We start from the raw sequence: 23,015 nt of genomic DNA, 5'->3' as shown, positions 1-23,015 counted from the left end.
CGGTAATGCGGGCAGGGCACGGTACCGATGCGCCTCGCTCTCCGGTACCCGTCGTGTCCGGCCGTTCCGCGACGCCCGCACTCCCGGCCGATTCGCAACTGTTCACGCGTCTTACGGGCACCCTATCGTCCGCCGTTGTCAGGCGGAGTCAGTAGGATCGCCCTTCGCGATCGACGTGCGCCGGACACGGGGCGGTGGACGGAACGGATCGGCCGGGCAAGGGAATTGGTGCGAAGTGAGCCACATCGTCGTCAAGCGCCCACCGCGAGCATTGCCGAAGGACGTGCCCACGCAAGAAGTCGTGCTGCAGCCACCGCCCGAACTTCCGCGGGGACAGCAGGAAGGCGCCTTGATGCAACTCCTGCCCATGCTCGGCATGGGCGGGTCCGTGGTCTTCTTCTTCAACCCCCAGGCCCAGCCGTTCATGAAGATCATGGGCATGGTGATGGTGGCCTCGACGATCGCCATGGGCATCGCGATGCTGATCCGCTACCGCCGGGGCAACCAGGGGCAGATGGCCGACATGCGCCGGGACTACCTGCGCTACCTGTCCCAGACCCGGCGTTCCACCCAGAAGACCGCACAAGCCCAGCGCGACGCGCAGTACTACCTCCATCCTTCACCGGAGCAACTGTGGGCGTTGGTCGCCGAGGGCAGCCGGGTCTGGGAACGGCGCAGCGGCGACGACGACTTCGGCCAGGTACGAGTGGGCCTCGGCCCGCAGGCCCTCGCCACTCCCCTGATTCCGCCGGAGACGGCTCCGGTCGACCAGTTGGAGCCGCTGACCACCGGCGCCATGCAGCGCTTCCTTGCCACGCACAGCGCCCTCGACGGCCTGCCGATGGCGATCTCGCTGCGTGCCTTCTACCACGTGACCGTCAGCGGTGAACCCGGCACCGTGCGCGCCACCGCCCGCGCCGTCACCGCCTCGCTCGCCTCACTGCACTCCCCCGACGACCTGGTCATCGCCGTCGCCACCGGCCGCGACTCCGGGCAGGAATGGGAGTGGAGCAAGTGGCTGCCGCACGTCCAGTCCCGGGGCGCCGCGGACGGTGCGGGCAGTATCCGGCTGATCACGAACGATCCGGTGGAACTGGAGGACCTGCTCGGCGACCGGCTGCAGGGGCGTCCCCGCTTCCACCCCGACGGCCGGCCCGCGCTCGACCAGCCGCATCTGGTCGTCGTACTCGACGGAATCTCCCTGCCGCCGACGTCGATGCTGGCGAGCCCGGAGGGCCTGCAAGGTGTCACGGTGCTGGAGGTTGTGCCCGGAAACCTCGCCAGCGGGCGCGGCGACCTCTCGGTCGTCGTTCACCCGAAGGAGCTGCGGCTGGAATCGGCCCACGGCATGGTGTACGAGGGCACGCCGGACGGCCTGTCGTACGAGGCCGCGGAGGCCCTGGCGCGGCAGCTGGCGCCGCTGCGGATGGCGTCGGGCGGGGACGACGACGAGCCGCTGCTCGCCAACCTGGAGTTCACCGATCTGCTGAACCTCGGGGACGCTGCGTCCGTGGACACGAGGCGCACCTGGCGGCCCCGTTCGCAGTCGGAGCGGCTGCGGGTGCCGATCGGTGTCGGCGAGGACGGCCGGCCGGTGATGCTCGACCTGAAGGAGGCGGCACAGGAGGGCATGGGCCCGCACGGCCTGTGCGTCGGTGCGACCGGTTCCGGAAAGTCGGAGCTGCTGCGCACCCTGGTCCTCGGTCTCGCTGTCACGCACTCCTCCGAAACCCTCAACTTCGTGCTGGCCGACTTCAAGGGCGGTGCCACCTTCGCAGGCATGGCCCAGATGCCCCACGTGGCGGCCGTCATCACCAACCTCGCGGACGACCTGACCCTGGTCGACCGGATGGGCGACTCGATCCGTGGCGAACTCAACCGCCGCCAGGAAATGCTCCGGGACGCGGGCAACTACGCCAACATCCACGCCTACGAGAAGGCCCGCGCCGCCGGCGCCGCGCTGCAGCCGATCCCGTCTCTCGTGCTGGTGATCGACGAGTTCAGCGAACTGCTCACGGCGAAGCCCGACTTCATCGAGATGTTCGTGCAGATCGGCCGTATCGGCCGATCGCTGGGCGTGCACCTGCTCCTCGCCTCGCAGCGACTGGAGGAGGGCCGCCTGCGCGGCCTCGAGACCTACCTGTCGTACCGGATCGGTCTGCGCACCTTCTCGGCGGCGGAGTCGCGGGCCGCGCTCGGTGTCCCCGACGCCTACGAACTGCCGAACGTCCCCGGCTCCGGTTTCCTGAAGTTCGGTACCGACGAGATGGTCCGCTTCAAGGCGGCGTACGTGTCGGGTGTGTACCGTACGAGCGCCCAGCGGACGGCGTCCTACGGCGGTCCTCTTCCGGTCGACCGCCGACCCGTGCTGTTCACCGCCGCCCGGGTCCCGGTGCAGTACCTCGCGGTCCCCGCACAACGCGAGGAGGCAGGGGACGACGCGCCCGACGAGGCACTCGCCGACACCGTCCTCGACGTCATCGTGCGGCGCCTGGAGGCACAGGGGCCGGCCGCCCACCAGGTATGGCTGCCGCCGCTGGACAGCCCTCCGTCGCTCGACACGCTTCTGCCGGGCCTCGCTCAGGTGCCCGGCCGTGGCCTGACCCAGCCCGGTTACGAGGGCGCGGGCCGGCTGGTGGTGCCCGTCGGTCTCGTCGACAAGCCGTACGAGCAGCGTCGTGACCCCCTGTGGGTGGATTTCAGCGGCGCGGCGGGTCACATGCAGATCCTCGGCGGACCGCAGTCCGGCAAGTCGACGCTGCTCCGCTCGATCATCGCGTCCTTCGCTCTCACCCACACCCCGCACGAAGTGCAGTTCTACGGGCTGGACTTCGGCGGTGGCGGCCTGTCGGCCGTGGCGGGCCTTCCGCACGTGGGGGGCGTGGCCTCACGCCTCGACCCCGAACAGGTACGGCGCACGGCTGCCGAGGTGTACGGCGTCATGACGCGCCGCGAGGAGTACTTCCGCACCGCCGGCATCTCCTCCGTCGCGGAGTTCCGCAGCCGCCGCGCGCGGGGCGACATCTCCGTGACCGATCAGCCCTGGGGTGACGTCTTCCTGGTCATCGACGGCTGGGGCAGTTTCCGTACGGACTACGACGCCCTGGAGCCGTACGTCCTCGACATCGCGGCGCGCGGTCTCGGCTACGGCATCCACCTGCTCCTCACGGCGTCCCGCTCCATGGAGGTCCGCAGCAACCTCAAGGACCAGCTGATGAACCGCCTGGAACTGCGGCTCGGCGACCACATGGACTCCGAGTTCGACCGCAAGGTCGCGGCCAACGTCCCGACGGGCGTGCCCGGCCGTGGCCAGACCCCGCAGAAGCAGCACTTCATGGCGGCGGTGCCGCGCATCGACGGGCTGTCCTCCGACACGGACCTGGCGGAGGCGACGCAGGCGCTCGGCACCGAGGTGTCCCGGCACTGGCAGCAGCCCGGTGCCCCCGCGGTGCGGCTGCTGCCGAGGGAGTTCCCGGCGCACCAGCTTCCGCCCGGCGACCGGTTCCCCCGCCGCGGGGTGTCCTTCGCTCTCGACGAGGACAACCTCGAGCCGGTGTTCGTGGACTTCGAACAGGACCCGTTCCTCCTGGTGTTCGGTGAGAGCGAGTCCGGCAAGTCGAATCTGCTGAAGCTGCTCATCCAGCGCATCACCGAGCGCTACGACGGGGACAGCTGCAAGCTGTTCGTCGTCGACAACCGGCGCTCGCTGCTGGGCGTGACCCCCGCCTCGCACCTGGCTGAGTACGTGCCGATGTCGAACCAGATGCAGCACCACATGGACGCCCTCGCCGAACTGATGCAACGCCGTACCCCGACGGCAGACGTCACGCCGGAGCAGTTGCGCAACCGCAGTTGGTGGCGCGGCCCGACGATCTACGTCGTCATCGACGACTACGACCTGGTGGCCACGTCGAGCGGCAATCCCCTGGCGGTGCTGACGGAAATGCTGCCCTTCGCCCGGGACGTCGGCGTGCGCTTCATCATCGCTCGCTCCACCGCGGGCGCGGGCCGGGCCGGTTACGAGGCCTTCATGCAGCGCATCAAGGAACTCGGCGCCCAGGGCATCGTCCTCAGCGGCGACCCGGCCGAGGGCGACCTGATCGGCGGAGTACGTCCGCGCCGGATGCCGCCGGGGCGGGGCGTGTTCGTGTCGCGGCGCCGGGGGAAGCCGCTGGTTCAGGTGGGGTTGGTGGAGGACGGCAGCGGGCGGTGACCACCTGAAGAGCAAAGGAGGGTGGGCGTCTCCCGCGCACGCCCACCCTCGTCACCGCGGCGGCTCCGGCCGCATGCGGTTGCTACAGCTGCAACACCTGCGACTACTGCAGGTACCTGGACGCAGCCAGGTCACCCTCCATGTACGTACCGCCGGAGGAGCCGACGACATGTCCGATGCCCATGAGGGCCTGGTGGATTTCGCCGGTTTCCTTGCGCCAGGCCTCCAGCTTCACCGCGAAGGCATCCTGGGCCTTGCCCTCCCAGTACTGCCTGCTGCTTTCCACCATCTTGGTGAGGTGCTGAATGTCCTCGTCGAGCAGCTTCGCCTCGTTGGCGAGGTTGGTCGCCGCGAAGTCGAGTCCGTCGTACGTTACCTGCAGACCGTCCGCGTTACGGCTCATCCCTGCCTACCTCGTCTCTTCCGCCTGTGATTGATGTTCGCGCATCGACGCCCTCGTGTCTCATGTCCGACAGGCCCGTCGACACCACAGATTCCGTGATGGATCCCGTTTAGGTCATCGAGCTGAACGGTGACGACTGCACCGTGGGGGCGCCATCCTTGACGTTGATCTTGTTCACGGCCGCGCGGATTTCGTCTTCCTTGCTGTCCTTGATGTTGCGCGTCGATGTCATCGCGTCGACGACGTCAGCGAGGATGCGGCCCATGTTCTGCAGCGACGTGTTGATCTCGTGCTGCTTGGTGTCGAACGCGGCACGGCCGATGCCCTGCCACTGGCCCTCGAGGCTGTCGATCACACCCTGCAGGTTGTGCACCCGCTTCCGGATGCTCTCGAACTTCTCGTACATGTCCTTCTGCAGCTTGATTACTGCTGCATCTTCGAGCTTCTGGTCGACGGCCATGTCCGCCTGCCCTCCCTTGTTCCGTTCCGGGGTCCAACTGTGCCGCTCAACGCCTCACAGCGGTGAGCACGTTCTCCATGCCCTGCCGCGCAGCGCGGGCTCAGGCGGCCGACGTCACGTGGCGCGACGCGACCGCAGCAGGGCAAAGGCGCCGCCTCCGACCGCGACCACCGCCGCGGCAGCGCCGAGCGCGATCCACAGTGTGCTGTTGTCGTCACTCGAGGACTCCGCTGCCGCGTTCTCCGACTTCTCTGCCTTCTCCGCCTTCGATCCTGCCGCCGCCTTGTCGACATCAGAAGAGGCTTCCGGGGCTTGTGACGAGCCTGATGCGGAGGGGGAGGCAGCAGAGGCGGGAGGAATCTCCGTCACCAGCTTCTTCCCCTCTTCCTTGTTCCACTTGGCGAGGGGGTCGGAGTAGGGCGCGCCGGCGTCGTAGTTCGGGTCCGCGAGTACCGTGCGGGGCCGGACAGTCCCGTAGCCGGCGTACTGGGTCGGCTCGTCCTTCGGCCAGTCGCGGCCTGCGGTGTCAATCAACGCCCGGGTGACCTGGTTCGCCGTCCAGTCGGGGTGGGCGGACCAGATGAGGGCTGCGGAGGCTGAGGCGATGGCGGTGGAGGCGCTGGTTCCCTCTAGGCCGTGGCAGTACGACTCAAAGCTGGGTCGGCAATAGCCGGGGATACCCTCGCCGGGAGCCACCAGGTCGACGTAGTTCCCGTGCGAGGAGAACTTCGAAATGTTGCTGTCCTTGTCCATCGACGAGATGCCCAGCACATAGGGGGCTGCAGCCGGGTAGCCAACTTTACCTTCGCCGGTTTCACCGTCGTTTCCCACACCTGCGATCAGCATCTTGCCTTTCGACGCAGCGTAAATGACCGCTTCTTCAATGTCTGGGTCAAAGTACGGACTGGAAAAAGACATGTTGATGATTTTCGCGTCGGTGTCGGCCGCGGCTTTGATGGCCTCGGCTGGCTCAGCCGTCTTCTTCTCCTCCGCCTCTGGCACACCTCGCGTCTGAATGCGGTACGGAACGATCTTTGCACCCGGTGCAAGACCCTGCACACCGCCCCCTGCCCCGGTACCTGCGATCAGTTCAGCCATGGACGTTCCGTGACCTTCATAGTCATCCGTGGCACCGTAGGCGACTTGCTTCGGCACTTCATCGGCTAGTACCTGCCCCTTGAGGGCGGCCGTACCGGGATTGACCCCCGAGTCGATGACAGCGACCTTGATGCCCTCGCCAGTGCTGACCTTCCACATCTCTTCAGCCTGCATCGGCCCCAGATACCACTGTTCCGTCTGTACGTCGACGGCAGCGGCGTCTGGAGCGATACCCACGCCGACGGCGACCAAGGCGCTCACTGCAACGCCCCCCACACGTACTTGCAGTCCGCGACGTGTTGCTGACTTCATGATGAGGTGTGTCCTCGCTGGGGTTTAGTTGACGACTGGCGGCACATCGCGCCGCGGCTTACTGGGCAGGTGGGTCTCTTCGTCCTCGACAAGGTAGTCGGGTCGCTCTGCCCCTTGCTCACCGCGCTCGTCACGACGCTTGTCCCGCCCTCCCGGCCCGCGTACAAGGCCCGTCCCTCCGCGGGTCATACCGTTCCGCTCGGCTCCGGCGGCGGAACCGCGTCCAGCGGGAGTGCCGGTAACGGGGGACTTGGCAGAAGGATTCACGGAACCGTTCACGCCACCGCGCTGCCCGGGGCGCCCCGCCATAAGCTGGGAACCGGAAGTGGCCTCCGCCCCGACGACCGTGCCCCGTGGGATCCGGGCACCGCCGCGAGCCGCACCTCCAGGCGTGGCCCCAGGCCGGCCACCCACCACGCCGTTACCTCGGCCGGCTCCCGTCACCGGGCCACCCATTGCCTTCGGCGCCGTTGAAGAGTTGGCCCGGGGGGTGCCACCACTGACCCCGTGGCTCGTCGGCAGCGGCTTCGTCACCGCGTTCGCGCCCCTGGCTGTGGACTGACCGGCCGGCATGGTCCGACCCATTTGGTTCAGAGGGCCTTGACTGACCTGACGACCAGGCCCGGTAACCCCGGTGTTTCCAGGTGTGGCAGAAGTCGCTCGCCCCTGCGCAGTCAGCGGCGGCCGAAGGCCATTTGATTGACCACTCGTCCGGCCAACCGACCGTGCCGCGGAAAACGGTGCCGTCTGGCCGGAGATCGGGCTAGACGGACCGCTGCCCTCAGACGGTGGCAGCGAAGTCGGCCAAGTCTGACCGTGGGACGGAGTCGTGGGAACCGTCGGAGCAACAGCGTTGTCAATGGTCGTACCGACGGACTCAATGGGATCGAGGCGTGGCTTCGTGCCCGCGTCCCGAATGACGGCTGTGTCGCTCGCATCTCGCGGTCGGGCGCGGCCCTCAACGCCTTCGGTCGTATGGTGGCCAGTGAGGTTACCGACGTCGCCACCCTGTTCTGCACCAGGAAGCGCCGCTGCTGGCGGGGGCCAGACCAAGCCGGTCTTAGGCTTCGGTACCCCCACGTCCGGCATGGTTTCGAACTTCGGAGGCTCCAGCGCGATGAGTTGCTCGTGGGCCACCGCGTAGTAGGACGACAACCGGTTCATCTGGTTGATCGCCTCTTGCCGGTTCTTCTCCACGCGGACCGCTTCGGCGTACTCGGCGTTGCCCTCGACCTGCTTGGGCGTCGGGAGCTTGTCGGGCTTCAACGCCTGACTTTCCGGCCTCGTGTCGCGGGGCGGCATGGCCTTGCGCACAGCTGCCAGGCCCACGGCGGCAGCCGTGATCTGGTCCCCAGCCCCACCGGCGAAGTCGCTCAGTCCGTACGTGCTGGTGACGAGCGAACGACCCCACTTACGAAAAGCCTCGCCCGACTCTCCGACCCAGTGGACGTTCTCGATGTGGCCGTCCAGTTCCTTGGCGGCCTCCGTGATGGCGTCCCGTGCGTCCCACAGGGCCTTGCCCGAAGACTCGAGGTCCTCCGGGTTGGTCTCCTCGACCAGATCGATCATGTCGTTCAGACGGTGATCGTCGAAGTTCGTGCGACCGTGGACCCCTCGCTCGTACGGCGTGCCCTCTGCCGCCGAACGCACCATGCTGTCGATGGCTCCGCGGAGGAAGCCACTGCTCGGGTGCTCCTCGGCATGCCGCGTAAGGTCCGTGAACATGTTCTGCCCAGAGACCCGCTCCAGGTCCTGCTCATGCTGCTTGTCGATCATCACAGGCCCCCGGTGGTGTTGTCGCCCTGAGTGCGCTGCTTGCCGTCTCCTGCGTCCTGAATGCCCTTGATCTGCATCTGGATCGCATAGAAGCGACGCCGCTGCTCCTCTTCGAGATTGTCGAAGCCCACGTGCGCGCCCCGGACAGCGATGCCGATCGCCTCGATCTGCAGGTGCAGGGTCCTGGAAAGAGAGGTGAGCTTCTCGTGCACCTGGTTGTACTGCAGGTACAGGGCATGCGCCTCTAAAAAGGCGGACGGGCTCCCTGCCAGCGACCCCGGCGTGATCGTCTGAGCCCCGACCCGCGTCGGGTTGCCGGGTGACTTCTCCAGACCGGTCAGGACGCCGTCCACACGTTTCACGAACGTGCTCAGCGCCTCACCGGTAACCTCCAGGTTCACCGCCCTGGCGGCCGACACGCCCCCCACCATGTCCGCTGGAAGCACTTCGCTCCCTCCCCGTTTCCCCGTAGAACCATGGCTGTGGCCGACTGACCACCTGCCCCGCGATCGCAAACCAAGTCGCGCGCACCATGCGATCACCACTGTAGTCAACTGGTACGGCAGGGCCAACCGTGGTGTGTGCTAGCGGAGTTACAAAGTCGGCTGAGACATGACACTTTGACCGATTCACTGAACAGTGTCGGCAATGCTCGCACCCCAAGGGTCACGTGACGGTGGACAGGTTGTGTCCACCGTCACGTGACCCAAACGACAAGATGGCGCCACTCTGACACCACCTCGAACACCAACTGTGCATCACTCGAAGTAGTGCAGCCCCAGGAAGGAGAGACCGCAGTCTCCCGGCACGCAGCAACACGCGACGCCCCCCAGCGACACAAAAGAGGCGAAGGCGCTAACTCGCGCAGCAGCGCCCCCTGCTGACCAATCGAGGCAGGCCTGGCCGGATGTGGCAGGAACGGGCAGTATGGCGGCTACGCCGGATTACTGGACGCGACTGGCAACGCCACAGAAAGGGGCTCACGCTCTACCCATCTACGCCTTGTTACATTCCCCAACCGTATAGGCGTGTTCCGACATCTGAACCGCAAACTCAGTCAAGGCCTCCCGCAGCTCGTTCCCTTGGACCCGACTTTCACCGATGACTCTGGCCTCCGTGATCAGCGCGTACTGTCGCAAAGACCTTTTAGCACTCCCGCCAGCGATAGAACAGGGCATGTAGACCGAGGCAAGTCGATCAAGAGTCAGGGTCTTTACGCCCTTGCGGCCGGCGGCCTCCCGTAGTTGCCCATATGTGTCTCCCGCTTCCTGCTCATAGCCCGACAGCCACTCATCCGTAGTGGCATCCTGCAGCTCTGACTCGCCTGAGACGATGTGATCGTCGCTCGTCAACACTCGACAGAAGAAGACGAAATCCCTGCCCTGGTCGGTACTCCTACCCCGTTCCTCGGCCGATCGCGCGTCAGGAAGAATTTGCTTCACTGTGCTGCGAGCCACCGCACCAGTGCATGGACGTTCGGGCAATCGATCAAGCCCTTTGGTGAAGACCTCCAAGTACCCGAATACCCCCCCTCCAACCACAACCGCGAATGCAGCAGCAACTATCGCTACCCGCCTGCCGACAGAAGCTTTTATGTCCACGAAACGATCCGTCCCAGTCAGGCACTTGGCCTCGCGTGAATGTCTTCAAGGATCGAGTCACTACGGACCCACCCGCGATTGTGCGCCTCGCGAATTAGGTTTTCCGTCGCGTCAACCTTCAGATCTGACTTGTGCGCATCAATCGAATCGGCTGCCGACCACTGAGTCTGCTGCAGCGAAGACTCCTCGGCTTTGTTGAGTTCTCGACCAGTACGATAAAGCGCCTCATCCAGCGCACCATCGATTTCCCTACCTTCCACCAGCCGGTCGACTGCCATTCCTGATACCCCACTAAAAAATCCACCGGCTACAGCTCCGGTGAGGGCGCCAGCCGGTGTGGCAGGAACCAAAGCAACGGCCCCAACAGCTACACCCGCGGAAAGCGCAGCCTTGAAGAAATCACCCTGCTTCTTGAGGGCGTCATTATAATCCTTTTCGGCTTCCGTAGATGCCTTGATACCAGCATCCGCCACCGAATGGCCGACAATTCCCTCAATAGTTCCAGCGTTCTCGGCGACAGCGCGCACAGCGTCCGAAGTATCGCCATCATAAAGAGACGGATCAGCAATATGAGCCTCGAGGAGGCTGCTGGTGTAAATACTCTCGCCGTATATAATTGCCGCCCTCCCATTGTCGTCCCGCGCCACCTCATACAGGAATCTCGTGACGTCGCCTTTGTTCAAGCCGTCGGGTGCTGCACTATCAGTGATAAAGATCGATTCGGCACCCTTGCCAGCCATCTCAAGGCTAATCTCAGGCATGTAGGCAGCCGCCATATGTCCGAAGCTCTCACCCATTCCAGAGGTAGCAAGGTCCGCACCACCTTCAGGCTGAGCAACCGCTGCCGTGATGTTCGCCATTATTTTCACCTGCTGCTCACTGTGAGGCGGAGCAGCATGCGTATTGTCGCCCGCCGCTGCCCCCGTGACTGCGGCTTCAAGGGCGGGCCCGAGAAATGCTTCACGATCTGTGTACCTGGTAGTACCGAGCATGTGATCAAGGTCCGACTTGGCATCAAAGGCATGGGCCGCCGCTTCGGGGTTGTGGGACAGGCCTGAGAGCAGTCCTTCCAATGGGTCTCGACCGTTACCATCTCCGAATACTAGATCCAGGCCGTCGTACCCCTTCACCCACAAATCATTAGTATCTGACTGACCTGCCCCTTGGTCAGCCTTGAAGAGCTTCTTCCGGTATTCATCAAGAAACTCTGTATCGTATTGACCCTGACGCATAAGGCTACTAATGACGTGTGACCCAAGCGCTCCGATCGGACTACCTGAATTACTGGACCGGAAGTTAGTATTCACCTCCGCAAGAAGGTTCTTCTTCCACTCCTGCATGGCATCTGAGTCAGAGTTAGACGCCGTAGCCAGGGTCAGGCTCAGGTTCTTCTGCAGGCTCTTCATCGTCTCAAGTTCGGCGTCCCGTGCACCAGCGCGCGTGAAGGTCATGTCAGTCCAGAACTGAAGTGTCTCCTTGGGACCCAACCGCTTCGCGAACTGCTCCGAGAACAAAGCATCGTTGCGGTATATCTCCATCATGCGGTTGAATCTGGTGATGTCGTCCAGAGTCATTTTGGCTGGGTCCCTGGCCATATTGGCCAGCTTCTCGGCGGCTGCCACGGCATTGGCTGCGGAATCGCGATCGCCATAGGCGGAATCCGAGAAGCCGTACTTGGCCTGGTCGACGACCAACCGCAGCACCTTCGCTGCAGTGGAGTCACTCTCCGTAGCTTTATCGAGAATACGTTGAATCTCGTCCCGCGCATTATCTACGTCCGTCTGCACAGGTTGATCACTCTGCCCACTGGGATCAGACGCCCAATCGGGACGAGTGTTCGCGGTGACAACAAAGCCACCTTCCCCCGTGTCCGCCACGGTGAGATGTTTCTTGCCCGCGCGGTCGACAGCATCGTTCACCTGCGTGCGGTAGCGAATGAGTTCCGCACGGGTATCCATGAGGATCTTGGTGATGGATTCGGCCTGTGTATGGGCATCGGCAAACTCAGCGGCGGTTTTATCGACAAACTCACGGGTGACCGTGGCATTGACACCGGCCCATCGAGCCTTCCAGGCCTTGGCTTTGAGATTGCTCTCTGCGGCCTCCTTGAGGCCCAAGAGGTCCTTCGTCATCTTTTCCCAGTCGGTGATCGCTTCACCGAGCTTCGCGAAGTTGCCGAACCGAAGCGCATCGAGGTCCATCGCTGTCAGTGGTCCTTCCGGTCATCGAAGCCTGCGTCCAGAGCAGTAATGCTGCTGACTACTCCAGCGATGTACGACTCATCAGCGTCATGCTGGTTCTTGGTAAACCGGAGGTGATTCGAGATGTGCGCGCAGGCATCCAGCAGGGTCTTTGCCTGCTCGCCCCATCGTTCCGCTACGTGTGCGAGTGCTGCTCCTAGATCAAATCCCTCACTTTTGAGTCCACTTGCGGCTACCTCAGACGCGGCGCGCGCGTGGTCGCTGTAGCGCGTGAAGTCATCGAAAAGCTCATGGGCCGCCTTACCGACGGCCTCAAGATCCTTATGACCTACTTCGAGATCACCTTGTGTCCCCTCGCCTCCCCGGTCTCCCGGATACTGGTTGAGCTGCATCCTTGTGGAGTGCCGCTCAGCAGCCGCTGCCTTGAGTTGCTCCCATTCGTCCCACGCCATGCGTGAGCCCCCTCCCGTGTACTGCGCTGCCAAGCAGGCCCTGCCATACACAACCACACTGAGGTGATCGATACCGACTGTACGACCCATGACCATCCTGACCATGTGTATCGGCCACCATGAATAGAGATGCCCGGCATGACCCCCTCCGGCGTCCCAGCCTCGCCCATCGCTTCACCGGTCCCCACCGGCCAATCCGGCCACGTGGTACCTGACCTTCACATTGTGGTGTCGTAGAAGCTAACGTCTTCTCTGCGGCATGCCGACTGCATGAGGTATGTGCAAGGGCACAGGCTGACCAACAAGCGGCGGTCGTTCCGGGAGAAGTTGCGGTTGCAGGCGACTCATCGGTTCAGCAGGGCGCTGACAACTGAGCTGCACCACGTTTCGTGGAGTCCCTGATGTCAGGGTTACGATCCTGGCGAAGGAGATCCGCGAGCACCATGCCTGCACCACGTAAGTACCGGACGAACTCCGGGAGCGCGCGATCCGTGAGGTCCGCAGCACCGGCCGCCCGATCGCGCACGTCGCGGAGGACCTCGGCATCCACAAGGAGGCCCTGCGCGGCCGGGGCGAACGCGACGACCGGCTGACCTCCGCCGAGCAGCACGAACTCAGACAACTTCGCAGGGAGAATGCTGAGTTGGGGCGGACGAACGAGATCCTCAAAGCCGCGTCGGTGTTCTTTTTGCCCAGGAGATCGACCGTCCCCGGACGAGGCCGAGCAGGTGAGAGACCACCTGCGCCAGAAGGGTCTCGGGGTCGATCCCGTCGGCCGGGTTCTCGGGCTGTCGCCTTCGACGTACTTCGCCCGCAAGAAGCGGCCGAAGTCGGCCCGCCGGCTCCGCGACGAGATACTCATGCCGCTGATCGAGAGGATCCACGCGGAGTCGGGCGGCACCCATGGCGCCCGCCGGATCACCCGCGTGCTTCGGCGCAAAGGCGTCGTCGTGGCCCGCTGCACGGTCGAGCGGCTGATGGCCGAGCTGGGCCTGGAGGGCGTCATCCGTGGCCGACGCCGCCGCACCACGGTCCCGGAGCCGTCGGCACCCCGGCCGCCGGACCTGGTCGACCGCGATTTCACCGCAAGCCAGCCGGACCAGCTGTGGGTAGCGGACACGACATATGTCCGCACCTGGTCCGGCTGGGCATATGTAGCGTTCGTCCTGCTCGTGTACTCGCGGATGACCGTCGGCTGGCAGGTCGCGAACCACATGCGAACAGAACTGCCGGTGGACGCACTGGAGATGGCGCTGTCGAGGCGGCGGATCAAGAAGGACTCCGGCCTCATCCATCACAGCGACTGCGGGTCGCAATACGTGTCAATCCGGTACACCGGCCGACTCGCGGACATCGGCGCCTCTTCCTCCGTCGGGTCGATCACGGACTCGTATGACAACGCGATGGCCGAGGCACTGAACGGCACCTTCAAGGCCGAACTCATAGAGATGCAGGGCCCCTGGAAGGACGTCGACTAGGTCGAACGGGCGATCTTCCAACGGATCACCTGGTACAACGAAGAACGCCTTCACTCCGCGCTCGACTACGTTCCGCCCGCCGAGTACGAGGAAGCCTTCTGGCGAAGCCAGGAGCAGACCACCCCGCAGTCCGCCTGAACCAAGACCACCGGACTCTACGAAACTCGGGGCGGTTCACAGGGCCTGCCCGGATAACATTGGGGGATTCATGACGTTCGAGCAAGAATGGGCACAACTGCGCGAGGCTGCGGCCGAGCGGACTGCCATGCAGATCGACAGCCTTCCGGCCCAGGGTGGCGGAGGTGGCGGCGGGAAGGACCTGGTGGTCCATCGTGACGACCTCGGCGCCATCGGCAACGACGCGTATGACCTGCTGGGGCGGCTGACGAAGGATGGTGACCACGCCCGTGTCTCCACGTTCGACGCGGCGACGGCGCTGACCAACGGGAACTTCGTGAGCGGTTCGGGGTTGCTGAAAGTGCACGACAACTGGCAGACCCACCTGAGGACGTTGCTGGACGCCTGCGCGCAGATCTCGAATCACCTCGATTACAGCAAGGCCCGGCACGCCAAGGACGAGGCGAAGGTCGAGGGGGACCTGACCCGGGTCTCCGTGCTCACGACATACATCAAGTAGCGCTCGGGGGAGCACGCAGCATGCTGAAGTACGAGGACATCATCGACGCCCCGCTGGGGAAGCTGAAGACCGCGGTCGACGACTGGTCGGAAATGGCGGGAAAACTGGACACACTCGCCACCGACGCCACCGACGGGATGAAGGCCAAGGCGGACAAGGCGGCCTGGGAGGGCGTCAACGCAGGGGTCACCAAGGCGTTCATCGGCAAGACCGTCAAAGAGTTCGCGGACGCCGTGGCCGAAGCGAAGGGCGTGCACCGGATCCTTCAAGAAGGCTACACAGCCATCAAGAAGGCCAAGGACGACCTGGTCAATATCAGGGACCACGAGGGTCCCGAGGCCGGCATCCGCGTGGACGGCAAAGGCAAGGTTTCGGCGAAGCAGCCGTTGTCCGAGATCCCCGCGGCGCGACACGACCCCGACTACAGCGAGCTCCTGCAGGAGGAGAAGAAGAACATCGAGTCGTGGCAGAAGAGGATCGACCTCATCGTCGACAACTGCAACGACACCGACGTCTCCCTGAACAACACCCTTGCGGCCAACGCCACCGGCCGCAAGGACTTCGGCGCTCCCAAGTACACGAAGCTGGACCAGGAGGAGGCCGCCCGGGCCGCGGCTCTGGCAGCCCAGGGTCGGGACATCTCGCACAAGGACCTGGTGAAGCTCAACGAACTGTTGAAGGACAACAGTTCGTCGGTGGGGTTCTCCAAGTACTTCTACGAGACACTCGGTCCCGAGAAGTCGCTCGCGTTCTTCGGCCAGCTCGCCACGGACACGTACGACTACAGCAAGGTCGACGCGGAGCGCCTCAAGGACGTCCAGGAGCTCCAGAAGAACCTCGGTCTCAACCTGGCCACCGCCTCCCACGACAAGGCATTCACCGAAAAGTGGGGCCCGGAGCTCCGCAAGTTGGGCACGGAGCACATCCCGCTGTCCAAGTACGACTCGGGTGGGCCCTTCGGATACCAGTTGCTCGGCGGGATCATGCGGTACGGGAACTACGACGCGAAGTTCCTCAACCCGATCGCCGAGCACGTGGCGCAACTACACGCGAAGAAGCCTGACCTGTTCGCCGAGACCAAGATGGTGAACGGCTGGCTCCAGAATCCGTACAACCCCTCGGGAGTGAACGGCGCCGGCTACGAGCCGACCACCGCCATGCTGGAGGCGCTCGGCAACAGCCCGGAAGCGGCGAAGAAGTTCTTCACCGATCCCCCGACCGCGTACAACGAGGACGGTACGGTCAACCGCGGGGCCACGGCCGATCTCGGCAAGGACAAGGACGGCCAGGCGTTCGGCAACTACCTCGACTTCTTCACCAATGAGAAGTGGGAGTCCTTCGGCGACGTCAACTCGCTCGACCCGAAGGAACTCAAGGCGTCGCTCGGCTACATGCCCGACGCCCTCGGCCACGCCCTGGAGGCGGCGACCCTCGGCTATCCGGCCGGGCACCCGGACGCCGGCGTGGTGCGGGACGAGGACAACGTCGCGGTCATGCAGCAGGTCATGGAGAAGTACTCCGACGACCCCGGTCTCCTCAAGAAGCACCACGAGGCGATGGCCGACAGCCTGGGCGTCATGGGCGCGGGCTACATCGACGACATCAACTGGGCGTTGACCAAGAACGATCCGGAGAGCGTGTTCGCGCCGGGCAAGAATCCGGAAGGTCACCTCGACTTCTCGGACACCGTGGACGGGAACGGACGAAGCGTCGTCCGAGGCTTCCTCAGCACACTGGGGCAGCACCCGGACGCCTACGCGACGGTCGCGACCGCGGAGCAGGTCTATACCCGCAGTGTGCTGGAAGGCTCAGTGGGCCCCGATGGAAAGATCACCGAGGAGGTCGAGGCCAGAGCCAGGGCGGCCGTGCGCACGGGCGCCGAGGTACAGGGCATGCTCGACCAGTCCCGGGCCGACCAAGTGGAGGCGACCAACCTCAAGACCCACGAGGACTACGAAAAGGCCGTCGCCGAGCGGGCGGGCTGGGTCGAGTTCGGAGCCACAGCCGGCATCGCGGCGGGCGTCGCCTTCCTTCCCGCAACCGCTGCCGTGGGCACGGCCGCGGTGCTCATCCCGTTGGCTACCGACACCGCCAGTGGCGCTGCCGAACAGCTCATCGGCCAGATGGTCGGCGACATATCCGACAACGCCATGGATGAGCACAAGGAGAAGATGGAGGAACTCACCGACGAGGAGAGAATGACGATCTTCACTGCCGGTGAGACCCTAGCCGAGGCGCCGATGGAGGAGTTTCTGGGGCGCCACGTCCCGGATCCCAGTAACAGCACGTTCGCACAGGACCTTCGCGAATCGATGCTGATCGGCTACGGGGTCGGCAATGACCGGGAGAACCAGCAGGGCAACCGCCCGGAGACCGGCTGAGGCCGGGGCGAGGACCGGACACGTAAGGATGCGGATAGTGATCAGTCGTAGGCCAGTGCGCGTTGGACTCCTCACCACGGCCGTGGCCGGTCTGCTATGTCTCGGGGCCACAGGTTGCGGCGGGGACGGAGATGACGAGACGGCCGACAAGGCTCTGGTGGGGACACAGCTGTGCGGTGGTGACGCCGTGTCCGCCCAGGCATCCAAAGCACTGAAGGTGATCACGGGGTCATCACGGTTCGGGACGACGGCCGAGAGGTCCACGGTCGCGCGGGCCGCGACAGACCTCGTCGAAGCGTATCCCGTCGCCACCGACGGGCGCGACGACGTCTGCCGCATCTACACGGACGACGGTACGTCAGATTTCGCGGTCCGTGTCACCTGGGGCCTGGCCGACGCGCCCCCGACAGGAACTCCAGCCTCCGATTTCACCGTGCTGAAAATGGGGGAGCGCACCCTGGCAGCGGCGAACAGGGCGTCGGTCTGGTTCGCATGCCGGAGCGACAGGTTCTCCAACTCCACGAGTACGGCTCACGTCACCATCGGCGTGGAGCACTGGGGCATGCCGACGGAGCCTGAAGGCAACGTCGAGGCGCTGAAGGACGCCTACGCGACCGTGGCCCACTCCTTCTCGCTGGCCATGGCCAAGGAGCTGGGCTGTGCGAAGAACGGCGGGCTTCCCGCGAAGCCCGTGCTGGATCCCGCGTAGCCACCGGTGAGGTGTCGCAGCGGGGCCGCAGGAAGCATGGTCGCCATGCGTCATCACGCCGCGACGCGCCGCCCCGTCGGAACATCCCCGGCCTCGTTGACCGACGGCATCAGAGACGCCATCAGGCGTTGCCCCCTCGCCCCCCACCCCGCCGCCGCGAGTCCCGTACCGCCACTGCCGTGCCGGCCAGGCCTGCTGCCAGTACCAGGCCGCCGACGACGACGTACGTGCCCACGCGGGTGTTGCGTTCCTGGGCCGTCTCGCCGAAGTGGACCGGTGCCACTGAGGGGGCCTCGGCCGGGAGTGCGCCCTTGTCCGGGGTCGGGGACTCCACGGGGTGGGCCGGGTCCACGTTGGTGAGGGCCTTGACCGGGTCGATCACGCCCCAGCCGACGAGGCGGTCGTGGCCGGGAATGGAGCGTTCGGCCGTCTGCTCTATCTGGGCGACGATCTGAGCCGCCGTCCACTTGGGGTACTTGGCCTTGAGGAGTGCCGCCACCCCTGCCACGTATGGCGCCGAGAAGCTGGTTCCGTTGTCCGAGCAGTGGCCGCCGCCAGGGACCGTGGAGACCATGTCGACGCCGGGAGCCGCCACGCCCACGAACTCGCCGGACTGGGAGAAGGGCGCACGTTCGTTGTTGCGGTCGGAGGACGCCACGGCCAGGACACCGTCGTAGGAGGCCGGGTAGGTGACCTTGACGTTACCGCCGAGGCCGTCGTTGCCGGCCGAGGCGACGACCACGACCTGCCGGTCCAGGGCGTAGTCCACCGCGTCCTTCAGGCTCTGGGCGGGCTCGACGGCCTTGGCGGTGTCCTGGGAGATGTTGATGACGTCGGCGCCCGCGTCGACGGCGTGCTGGATCGATGACGCGAGCGTGTCCGCGGTGCCGTTGCCCTCCGCGTCGTTCTGCTTGACGGGGATGATCGTGGCCTCGGGGGCCACGCCCACGAAGCCGGTTCCCTTGGCGGGGCGGGCGGCGATGATGCCGGCCACGCGGGTTCCGTGGCCGACGGTGTCGGTGGTGCCCTGCGCGTTGCCCCGCTCGATCTCCTCGCCCTTGCGGTTCTTGAGGGGCAGGTAGTTCTTGCCCTTGGACGCGTCGACGGCATCGGTGAGTTGCGGGTGCTTGACGTCGACTCCCGTGTCGATCACCGCGACCCGCACGCCGGCGCCCTTCGACTGCGCCCACAGTTCGTCTAGGTTGACGCGCTGCAACGACCACGGCCGGCCTTCGTACTTCTTCGACGGGAACGTGCACTGTCCGCCGTCGTCGGCCCTGGCCTCGGGCGCGGGAAAGGCCCACACGGTCGTCCCCGCGAGGACCGTTGCCGCGAGGACGGTCGTCGCCGTACGGGGGATTCTGCTGAAGCGGCTTTCCTGCAGCATGCCTTCGCTCTCCTGTGGGGCCACGACCGCTAAGAACCCTGCGGCTGTCGGGCCGCCGCCTCCGACAGGCGGGGGCCGGTGGGCAGGAACGTCGACCAGTTCACCGGAACGGGGGACGGTTTCACCTTCTCGTACCCGAGACGGGTCTGGGCGATCCGAGCCTCGTTGAGCTGCTGCTCACGCTGTTTGTCGGAGGTTCCGATGCCCTTGTCGTCCGTGGCGCTGTCGTTGTTGGACTGCAGGGCGTAGCGCAGCCCCGTGTCGGTGACGAGGAAGACCCCGCCCGCCTCGGTCTCGGTGCCCTGGAACTGTCGGTAGAGCTGGCCGGAGCCCGGGGTCACGTACGCGCTGGAGGAGCCGGTGGGCAGCTGTTCGGGGAAGTCGGTGCCCGCCCAGGTGGACAGGGTGGTCTCGCCGTTCTTGGCGTTCACCGAGCGCAGAACGTTGCAGACGGTGTTGCGGCCGGCGGTGGCGGACGAACCGTCGTTGACCGTCTTGGGCCGGTACGCCGGCCAGTTCCGCTGTCCGTCGAACTCGGTGCTGTCGACGACCGCGCCGGGGCTGACCTGCTGGGCCTCACCGGCCTGTCCGACGCCGACGAGGTCTGCGCTGTTGAGGAGCAGGGTGGCGGTGAACTCCGAGATGCGCGCCATGCCGCCCTTGAGGACCACGTAGTACTGCATGCGCTGACCGTCATAGGCCTTGATGACCATGCCGACCTTGTCGTACTCCCGGAGCATGTCGGAGGCGCCCGCGTCCTCGCCCGGCGTGCCCGCGATCTCGGGGATCGCGATCGGGTCGCCCTTGTGGAGGGTGTCCAGCCACTCCTGGGACACGCGCTGCGGGGCACGGCCCTGCGTGTCGAGGGCCTTGAGGAGCTCCTTGTCCGTCGGATCGGCCAGCGGGTAGGCGTAGCCGCGTGAGTCGGCCACGTACTGGCTCTTGCCGTCCGGGCCGACGACGTACATCAGCTCGCCCCCGGCGAGCTTGTCCGAGCCGTCGGTCCTGGACCAGTCCTTCTCGGCGAGGAGGAACGCCGCCTTCTGGATGGCCCGGCCACCAGGACCGGGACGTTCGCAGACGGCCCATCGCATGGCCTTCTCCGCCTCCGCGGGCGACGGCAGGCGGTCGGGTGCGTAGGGAATGCCGATCGTGGCTCCGTGCGGGGGTTCGCCGCTGTCCAGTACCTCTTCGTCGACCGTGATGACGCTGTCCTTGTCGGGGTCCAGGAGGAGCTTGGCGGAGGCCATGTTGAGAACCGGATGCAGCTGCTTCTCCCCGCCCGTCTTCAGTACGACGTACCGGGTGGTGGAATCGCTCGCCACGATCACGTGCGCGCCCGTCTCGTCCCATCCCTTCGGCGCCTTCGGACTGAACATGCCGATCGCGCCGAACACGGCCAGGACGACCACCCCGACGATGAGGCCGGGCACGACCGCTCTGAGCGGCTTGGGGGCTCCCTCCTCCGAACCGGACGGAGAAGGCTGCAGGAAGGACGCGAGAGTGCGGCGCTTCGCGAAGGTGTAGGCGTTCAGTTCATCGCGCCGTGATGCCATCTGTGTTCGTTCTCTCCCCGTACGAAGCCATGGAGGACCGGCGGGGCAGCAGTGCGAGCCACCGGCGCGGTCGTCCTCCGGAACCTCGGCTGTCAGACCCGGCACCTACTATGCCTGTTGCACAGTGGCGGGCATGGCACGGGTAGGGTGCTGAAGCCTTGCCGCCTGCTGAGTGCGGTGTTTATCGGGATAGTTCGGGGGTTTTGCAGTGATGGCTTCCGCACCGCGAACCCGGTCGCGATCGCAATCCGCGGCGCGGCGGGCCGACGCGGCGGCGACCACCGGCGGTTCTGCGGCGTCTCACGGTTCCGCGACCGTGCGCGACGCCGCGACCACGCGGCCTTCTGCCACTCCACACCTGCAGACGCGTTCGGGGCGCGGTGGCTCATTCGCGTTGCAACGGCTGGTGATGCTGGAAACGGCCGGAGCGCTGGTCGTGTGCGGTTGGCTCATCGGTCCCGTCGCCCTGGTGCCGGCGGGTGTGGTGGCCGGCATCCTGGCGCTGCTCGCCCTCGTGCGCCGGCGAGGGCGCTCCCTGCCCGAGTGGCTGGGCAGCCATCTCGCCCTGCGGGCCCGCATGCGCAGAGCGCCCGGAACTCTCCTGCCGCCGGGCGTGGACTCCACCCTGGCCCCCGCCGTGGAGTGCGAACCCAACCTGCGTACGTACAGCTTCGTCCACCGGGACGAACGTGACCGGCAACCGGTGGGCATGGTGGGCGATGGCAGCTTCCTCACCGCCGTGCTGCAGGTGGAGGCCGACGCCGGTGCCCTCAGAGCCGACCGAGCGAGTCTGCCGCTCCCGCTCGCCCTGGTCCGGGATGTCCTCGAGGTGGACGACATTCGCCTGGAGTCGGCCCAGGTGGTACTGCACACGCAGACCGCACCCGCGCCTCATCTGCCCCGGCAGTCGGTCGTGGTGACCAACTACACCCAACTGCAGTCCGACATCGCTTCACCCGCGGTCCGCATCATGTGGATCGCCCTGAAGTTCGACCCCGAGCTGTGCCCGGACGCGGTGGCCGCGCGTGGTGGCAGGCTGGCGGGGGCACAGAGATGTCTGGTGCGGTCGGCGGAGCACCTCTCCAGCCGCCTGACAGGGGCCGGATTCCGGGTGAACCTGTTGACCGAGGAAGGGCTGTCGTCCGCCCTCGCCACCTCGATGTGCGCGAACCCGGTGGTGACCGTCCAGACCGGGCAGGGTGAGGCCCGGCGGCGTACGGAGGAGTCCGGCCGCAACTGGCGGTGCGACAACCGACGCCACACCACGTACTGGGTGCGCCGCTGGCCCCAGCTCGGCGGCCAGGGGCCCGGGTTGCCGCAGTTGGTGGCCCAGCTGACCGCGGTGCCCGCGCTTGCGACCACGTTCAGCCTGACGCTCGCCCCGAATGGCTCGCAGGACGTGACGCTCACTGGACACGTGCGGGTCACCGGTCGAAGCAGCACCGAACTCTCGGACGCCCGGCGCGGCCTGGAACACGTCGCGCGTCAGGCTCGGGCCGGGATCGTGCGTCTGGACCGCGAGCAACTGCCCGGCATGCTCGCCACGTTGCCGCTCGGAGGTGCTCACTGATGGTGTCGACGCCACCAACCGCCGCCGCGTCGGCCGCGTCCCAGTCGGTCACGGACCTGCGAGAGCGCCTGCGCACCGGGTTCGGTCTGCTGGGGCCCCGCCACCCGCGGCACACGCTATCCAGCGACCAGATCGACACGCTCGCCCTGCCCATCGGGGACGACGGTGTCGTGGTGGGCGTCGACAGCGAGGGCCGGCCCGCAGTGCTCGGGGTCAACCGTCCGACGCCCTTCGACATCCTGTTCATCGGGGGCCTGTGGACAGCGCAGGTCCTGGCGCTGCGGGTGGCGGCGACCGGAGCGAGAGTGGTGGTGGAGACCGGTCGGCCGGCGCACTGGGGTCAAGTGGTGCAGGCGGTCGGAGGGGGCCAGGCCGGCATAACCGTGCATGAGGTGGGCCGGGTGCCTCCCCAGGGGGCCACCGCTGCCGGGCCGGTGCTGGTCATCCGGGACTGCGGTATGCGCCCCCCGCGCGGACGGGTGGTCTCGGCGCCCTGGCAGTCGGTGCTGACCCTGCTTCCCTATCTGAGTCCGGTCGCTCCGCGGTTGATGCGGCAGGCACGCCTGGTGGGCGTCCAGCGCATTTCGCCGGACGAATCGGTCGAGGTCGGACGCCTGGCCGGCCTGTCCCGACACGAGTACGAGGCGCTGCCGACACTGGCCGACGGAGTCACCCTCTGGTGCACCGAGAAGGACCGTCAATACGTGATGACGCACCCGACCGATACGGAGACCGGCCTCCTGGGCACTCCTCGGCGGATGGACTGACGCCGGCGTACGGA

At 66.0% G+C, this 23,015-nt stretch carries 15 protein-coding genes and 1 pseudogene; 7 read left to right on the top strand and 9 right to left on the bottom strand.

Annotated elements, in window-relative coordinates; genetic code table 11:
- Positions 1-235: 235 nt before the first annotated feature.
- Positions 236-4,213, top strand: coding sequence for a type VII secretion protein EccCa (eccCa, locus tag M6G08_RS16605; protein WP_272587940.1), 3,978 nt, complete (start codon positions 236-238; stop codon positions 4,211-4,213).
- 103 nt (positions 4,214-4,316) lie between these two features.
- Here the strand turns inward: eccCa and M6G08_RS16600 are convergent, their stop codons facing one another.
- From M6G08_RS16600 to M6G08_RS16570, 7 genes are all read right to left on the bottom strand, one after another.
- Positions 4,317-4,616 carry a WXG100 family type VII secretion target gene (locus M6G08_RS16600; protein ID WP_272587939.1) on the bottom strand — a complete coding sequence of 100 codons (300 nt, stop codon included), beginning with the start codon at positions 4,614-4,616 and terminating at the stop codon, positions 4,317-4,319.
- A gap of 109 nt (positions 4,617-4,725) precedes the next feature.
- A complete protein-coding gene (locus tag M6G08_RS16595) occupies positions 4,726-5,076 on the bottom strand; it encodes a WXG100 family type VII secretion target (protein ID WP_272587938.1) in 351 nt (116 codons plus the stop codon).
- 114 nt (positions 5,077-5,190) lie between these two features.
- The gene (locus M6G08_RS16590) at positions 5,191-6,486 is read right to left on the bottom strand and encodes a S8 family serine peptidase (protein ID WP_272587937.1); all 1,296 of its coding nucleotides are present in this window, start codon (positions 6,484-6,486) and stop codon (positions 5,191-5,193) included.
- Positions 6,487-6,510: 24 nt separating this feature from the next.
- On the bottom strand, positions 6,511-8,262 hold the full coding sequence (locus M6G08_RS16585; RefSeq protein WP_272587936.1) for a hypothetical protein: 1,752 nt from the start codon (positions 8,260-8,262) through the stop codon (positions 6,511-6,513).
- Complete coding sequence (locus M6G08_RS16580) at positions 8,262-8,681, bottom strand: DUF2563 family protein (protein WP_443048818.1); 420 nt, start codon at positions 8,679-8,681, stop codon at positions 8,262-8,264. The genes M6G08_RS16585 and M6G08_RS16580 overlap by 1 nt, the downstream gene beginning before the upstream one ends.
- Positions 8,682-9,880: 1,199 nt before the next feature.
- Positions 9,881-12,064, bottom strand: a complete 2,184-nt coding sequence (locus M6G08_RS16575) for a hypothetical protein (protein ID WP_272587934.1) — start codon at positions 12,062-12,064, stop codon at positions 9,881-9,883.
- 5 nt (positions 12,065-12,069) lie between these two features.
- Complete coding sequence (locus M6G08_RS16570; protein WP_272587932.1) at positions 12,070-12,516, bottom strand: hypothetical protein; 447 nt, start codon at positions 12,514-12,516, stop codon at positions 12,070-12,072.
- Positions 12,517-13,003: 487 nt separating this feature from the next.
- On the opposite strand from M6G08_RS16570, the pseudogene M6G08_RS16565 reads away from it, so the two are divergent.
- From M6G08_RS16565 to M6G08_RS16550, 4 genes and pseudogenes are all read left to right on the top strand, one after another.
- A pseudogene (locus tag M6G08_RS16565) lies at positions 13,004-14,132 on the top strand (IS3 family transposase).
- A gap of 70 nt (positions 14,133-14,202) precedes the next feature.
- On the top strand, positions 14,203-14,631 hold the full coding sequence (locus tag M6G08_RS16560) for a hypothetical protein (protein WP_272587931.1): 429 nt from the start codon (positions 14,203-14,205) through the stop codon (positions 14,629-14,631).
- Positions 14,632-14,651: 20 nt separating this feature from the next.
- Positions 14,652-17,012, top strand: coding sequence for a hypothetical protein (locus M6G08_RS16555; protein WP_272587930.1), 2,361 nt, complete (start codon positions 14,652-14,654; stop codon positions 17,010-17,012).
- A gap of 28 nt (positions 17,013-17,040) precedes the next feature.
- Positions 17,041-17,721, top strand: coding sequence for a hypothetical protein (locus M6G08_RS16550; RefSeq protein ID WP_272587929.1), 681 nt, complete (start codon positions 17,041-17,043; stop codon positions 17,719-17,721).
- A 121-nt stretch (positions 17,722-17,842) separates the two neighbouring features.
- On the opposite strand, the gene mycP is transcribed toward M6G08_RS16550, so the two are convergent.
- Entirely contained in the window at positions 17,843-19,108 is a 1,266-nt protein-coding gene (gene mycP, locus M6G08_RS16545; RefSeq protein ID WP_272587928.1) for a type VII secretion-associated serine protease mycosin, read from the bottom strand.
- Positions 19,109-19,137: 29 nt separating this feature from the next.
- On the bottom strand, positions 19,138-20,664 hold the full coding sequence (eccB, locus tag M6G08_RS16540; RefSeq protein ID WP_272587927.1) for a type VII secretion protein EccB: 1,527 nt from the start codon (positions 20,662-20,664) through the stop codon (positions 19,138-19,140).
- A 211-nt stretch (positions 20,665-20,875) separates the two neighbouring features.
- On the opposite strand from eccB, the gene eccE reads away from it, so the two are divergent.
- Both eccE and M6G08_RS16530 read left to right on the top strand, forming a co-directional pair.
- On the top strand, positions 20,876-22,234 hold the full coding sequence (gene eccE / locus M6G08_RS16535; protein ID WP_272587926.1) for a type VII secretion protein EccE: 1,359 nt from the start codon (positions 20,876-20,878) through the stop codon (positions 22,232-22,234).
- Positions 22,234-23,001 (top strand): hypothetical protein, encoded by a 768-nt coding sequence (locus M6G08_RS16530; protein ID WP_272587925.1) that lies wholly within the window; start codon positions 22,234-22,236, stop codon positions 22,999-23,001. The genes eccE and M6G08_RS16530 overlap by 1 nt, the downstream gene beginning before the upstream one ends.
- The last annotated feature ends 14 nt before the right edge of the window (positions 23,002-23,015 follow it).

Source organism: Streptomyces sp. M92 (assembly GCF_028473745.1).
Lineage (GTDB): Bacteria > Actinomycetota > Actinomycetes > Streptomycetales > Streptomycetaceae > Streptomyces.
Note: the sequence above shows the minus strand (reverse complement) of the source record. Positions and strands in the feature narration are given on the sequence as shown.

What these genes read in the sequence shown, in the direction of transcription:
- M6G08_RS16600 (WP_272587939.1), bottom strand. Translation starts at nt 4,616, where the DNA reads ATGAGCCGTAACGCGGACGGTCTGCAGGTAACGTACGACGGACTCGAC.
- M6G08_RS16595 (WP_272587938.1), bottom strand. Translation starts at nt 5,076, where the DNA reads ATGGCCGTCGACCAGAAGCTCGAAGATGCAGCAGTAATCAAGCTGCAG.
- M6G08_RS16590 (WP_272587937.1), bottom strand. Translation starts at nt 6,486, where the DNA reads ATGAAGTCAGCAACACGTCGCGGACTGCAAGTACGTGTGGGGGGCGTT.
- M6G08_RS16585 (WP_272587936.1), bottom strand. Translation starts at nt 8,262, where the DNA reads ATGATCGACAAGCAGCATGAGCAGGACCTGGAGCGGGTCTCTGGGCAG.
- M6G08_RS16575 (WP_272587934.1), bottom strand. Translation starts at nt 12,064, where the DNA reads ATGGACCTCGATGCGCTTCGGTTCGGCAACTTCGCGAAGCTCGGTGAA.
- M6G08_RS16570 (WP_272587932.1), bottom strand. Translation starts at nt 12,516, where the DNA reads ATGGCGTGGGACGAATGGGAGCAACTCAAGGCAGCGGCTGCTGAGCGG.
- M6G08_RS16560 (WP_272587931.1), top strand. Translation starts at nt 14,203, where the DNA reads ATGACGTTCGAGCAAGAATGGGCACAACTGCGCGAGGCTGCGGCCGAG.
- M6G08_RS16555 (WP_272587930.1), top strand. Translation starts at nt 14,652, where the DNA reads ATGCTGAAGTACGAGGACATCATCGACGCCCCGCTGGGGAAGCTGAAG.
- M6G08_RS16550 (WP_272587929.1), top strand. Translation starts at nt 17,041, where the DNA reads ATGCGGATAGTGATCAGTCGTAGGCCAGTGCGCGTTGGACTCCTCACC.
- mycP (WP_272587928.1), bottom strand. Translation starts at nt 19,108, where the DNA reads ATGCTGCAGGAAAGCCGCTTCAGCAGAATCCCCCGTACGGCGACGACC.
- eccB (WP_272587927.1), bottom strand. Translation starts at nt 20,664, where the DNA reads ATGGCATCACGGCGCGATGAACTGAACGCCTACACCTTCGCGAAGCGC.
- eccE (WP_272587926.1), top strand. Translation starts at nt 20,876, where the DNA reads ATGGCTTCCGCACCGCGAACCCGGTCGCGATCGCAATCCGCGGCGCGG.
- M6G08_RS16530 (WP_272587925.1), top strand. Translation starts at nt 22,234, where the DNA reads ATGGTGTCGACGCCACCAACCGCCGCCGCGTCGGCCGCGTCCCAGTCG.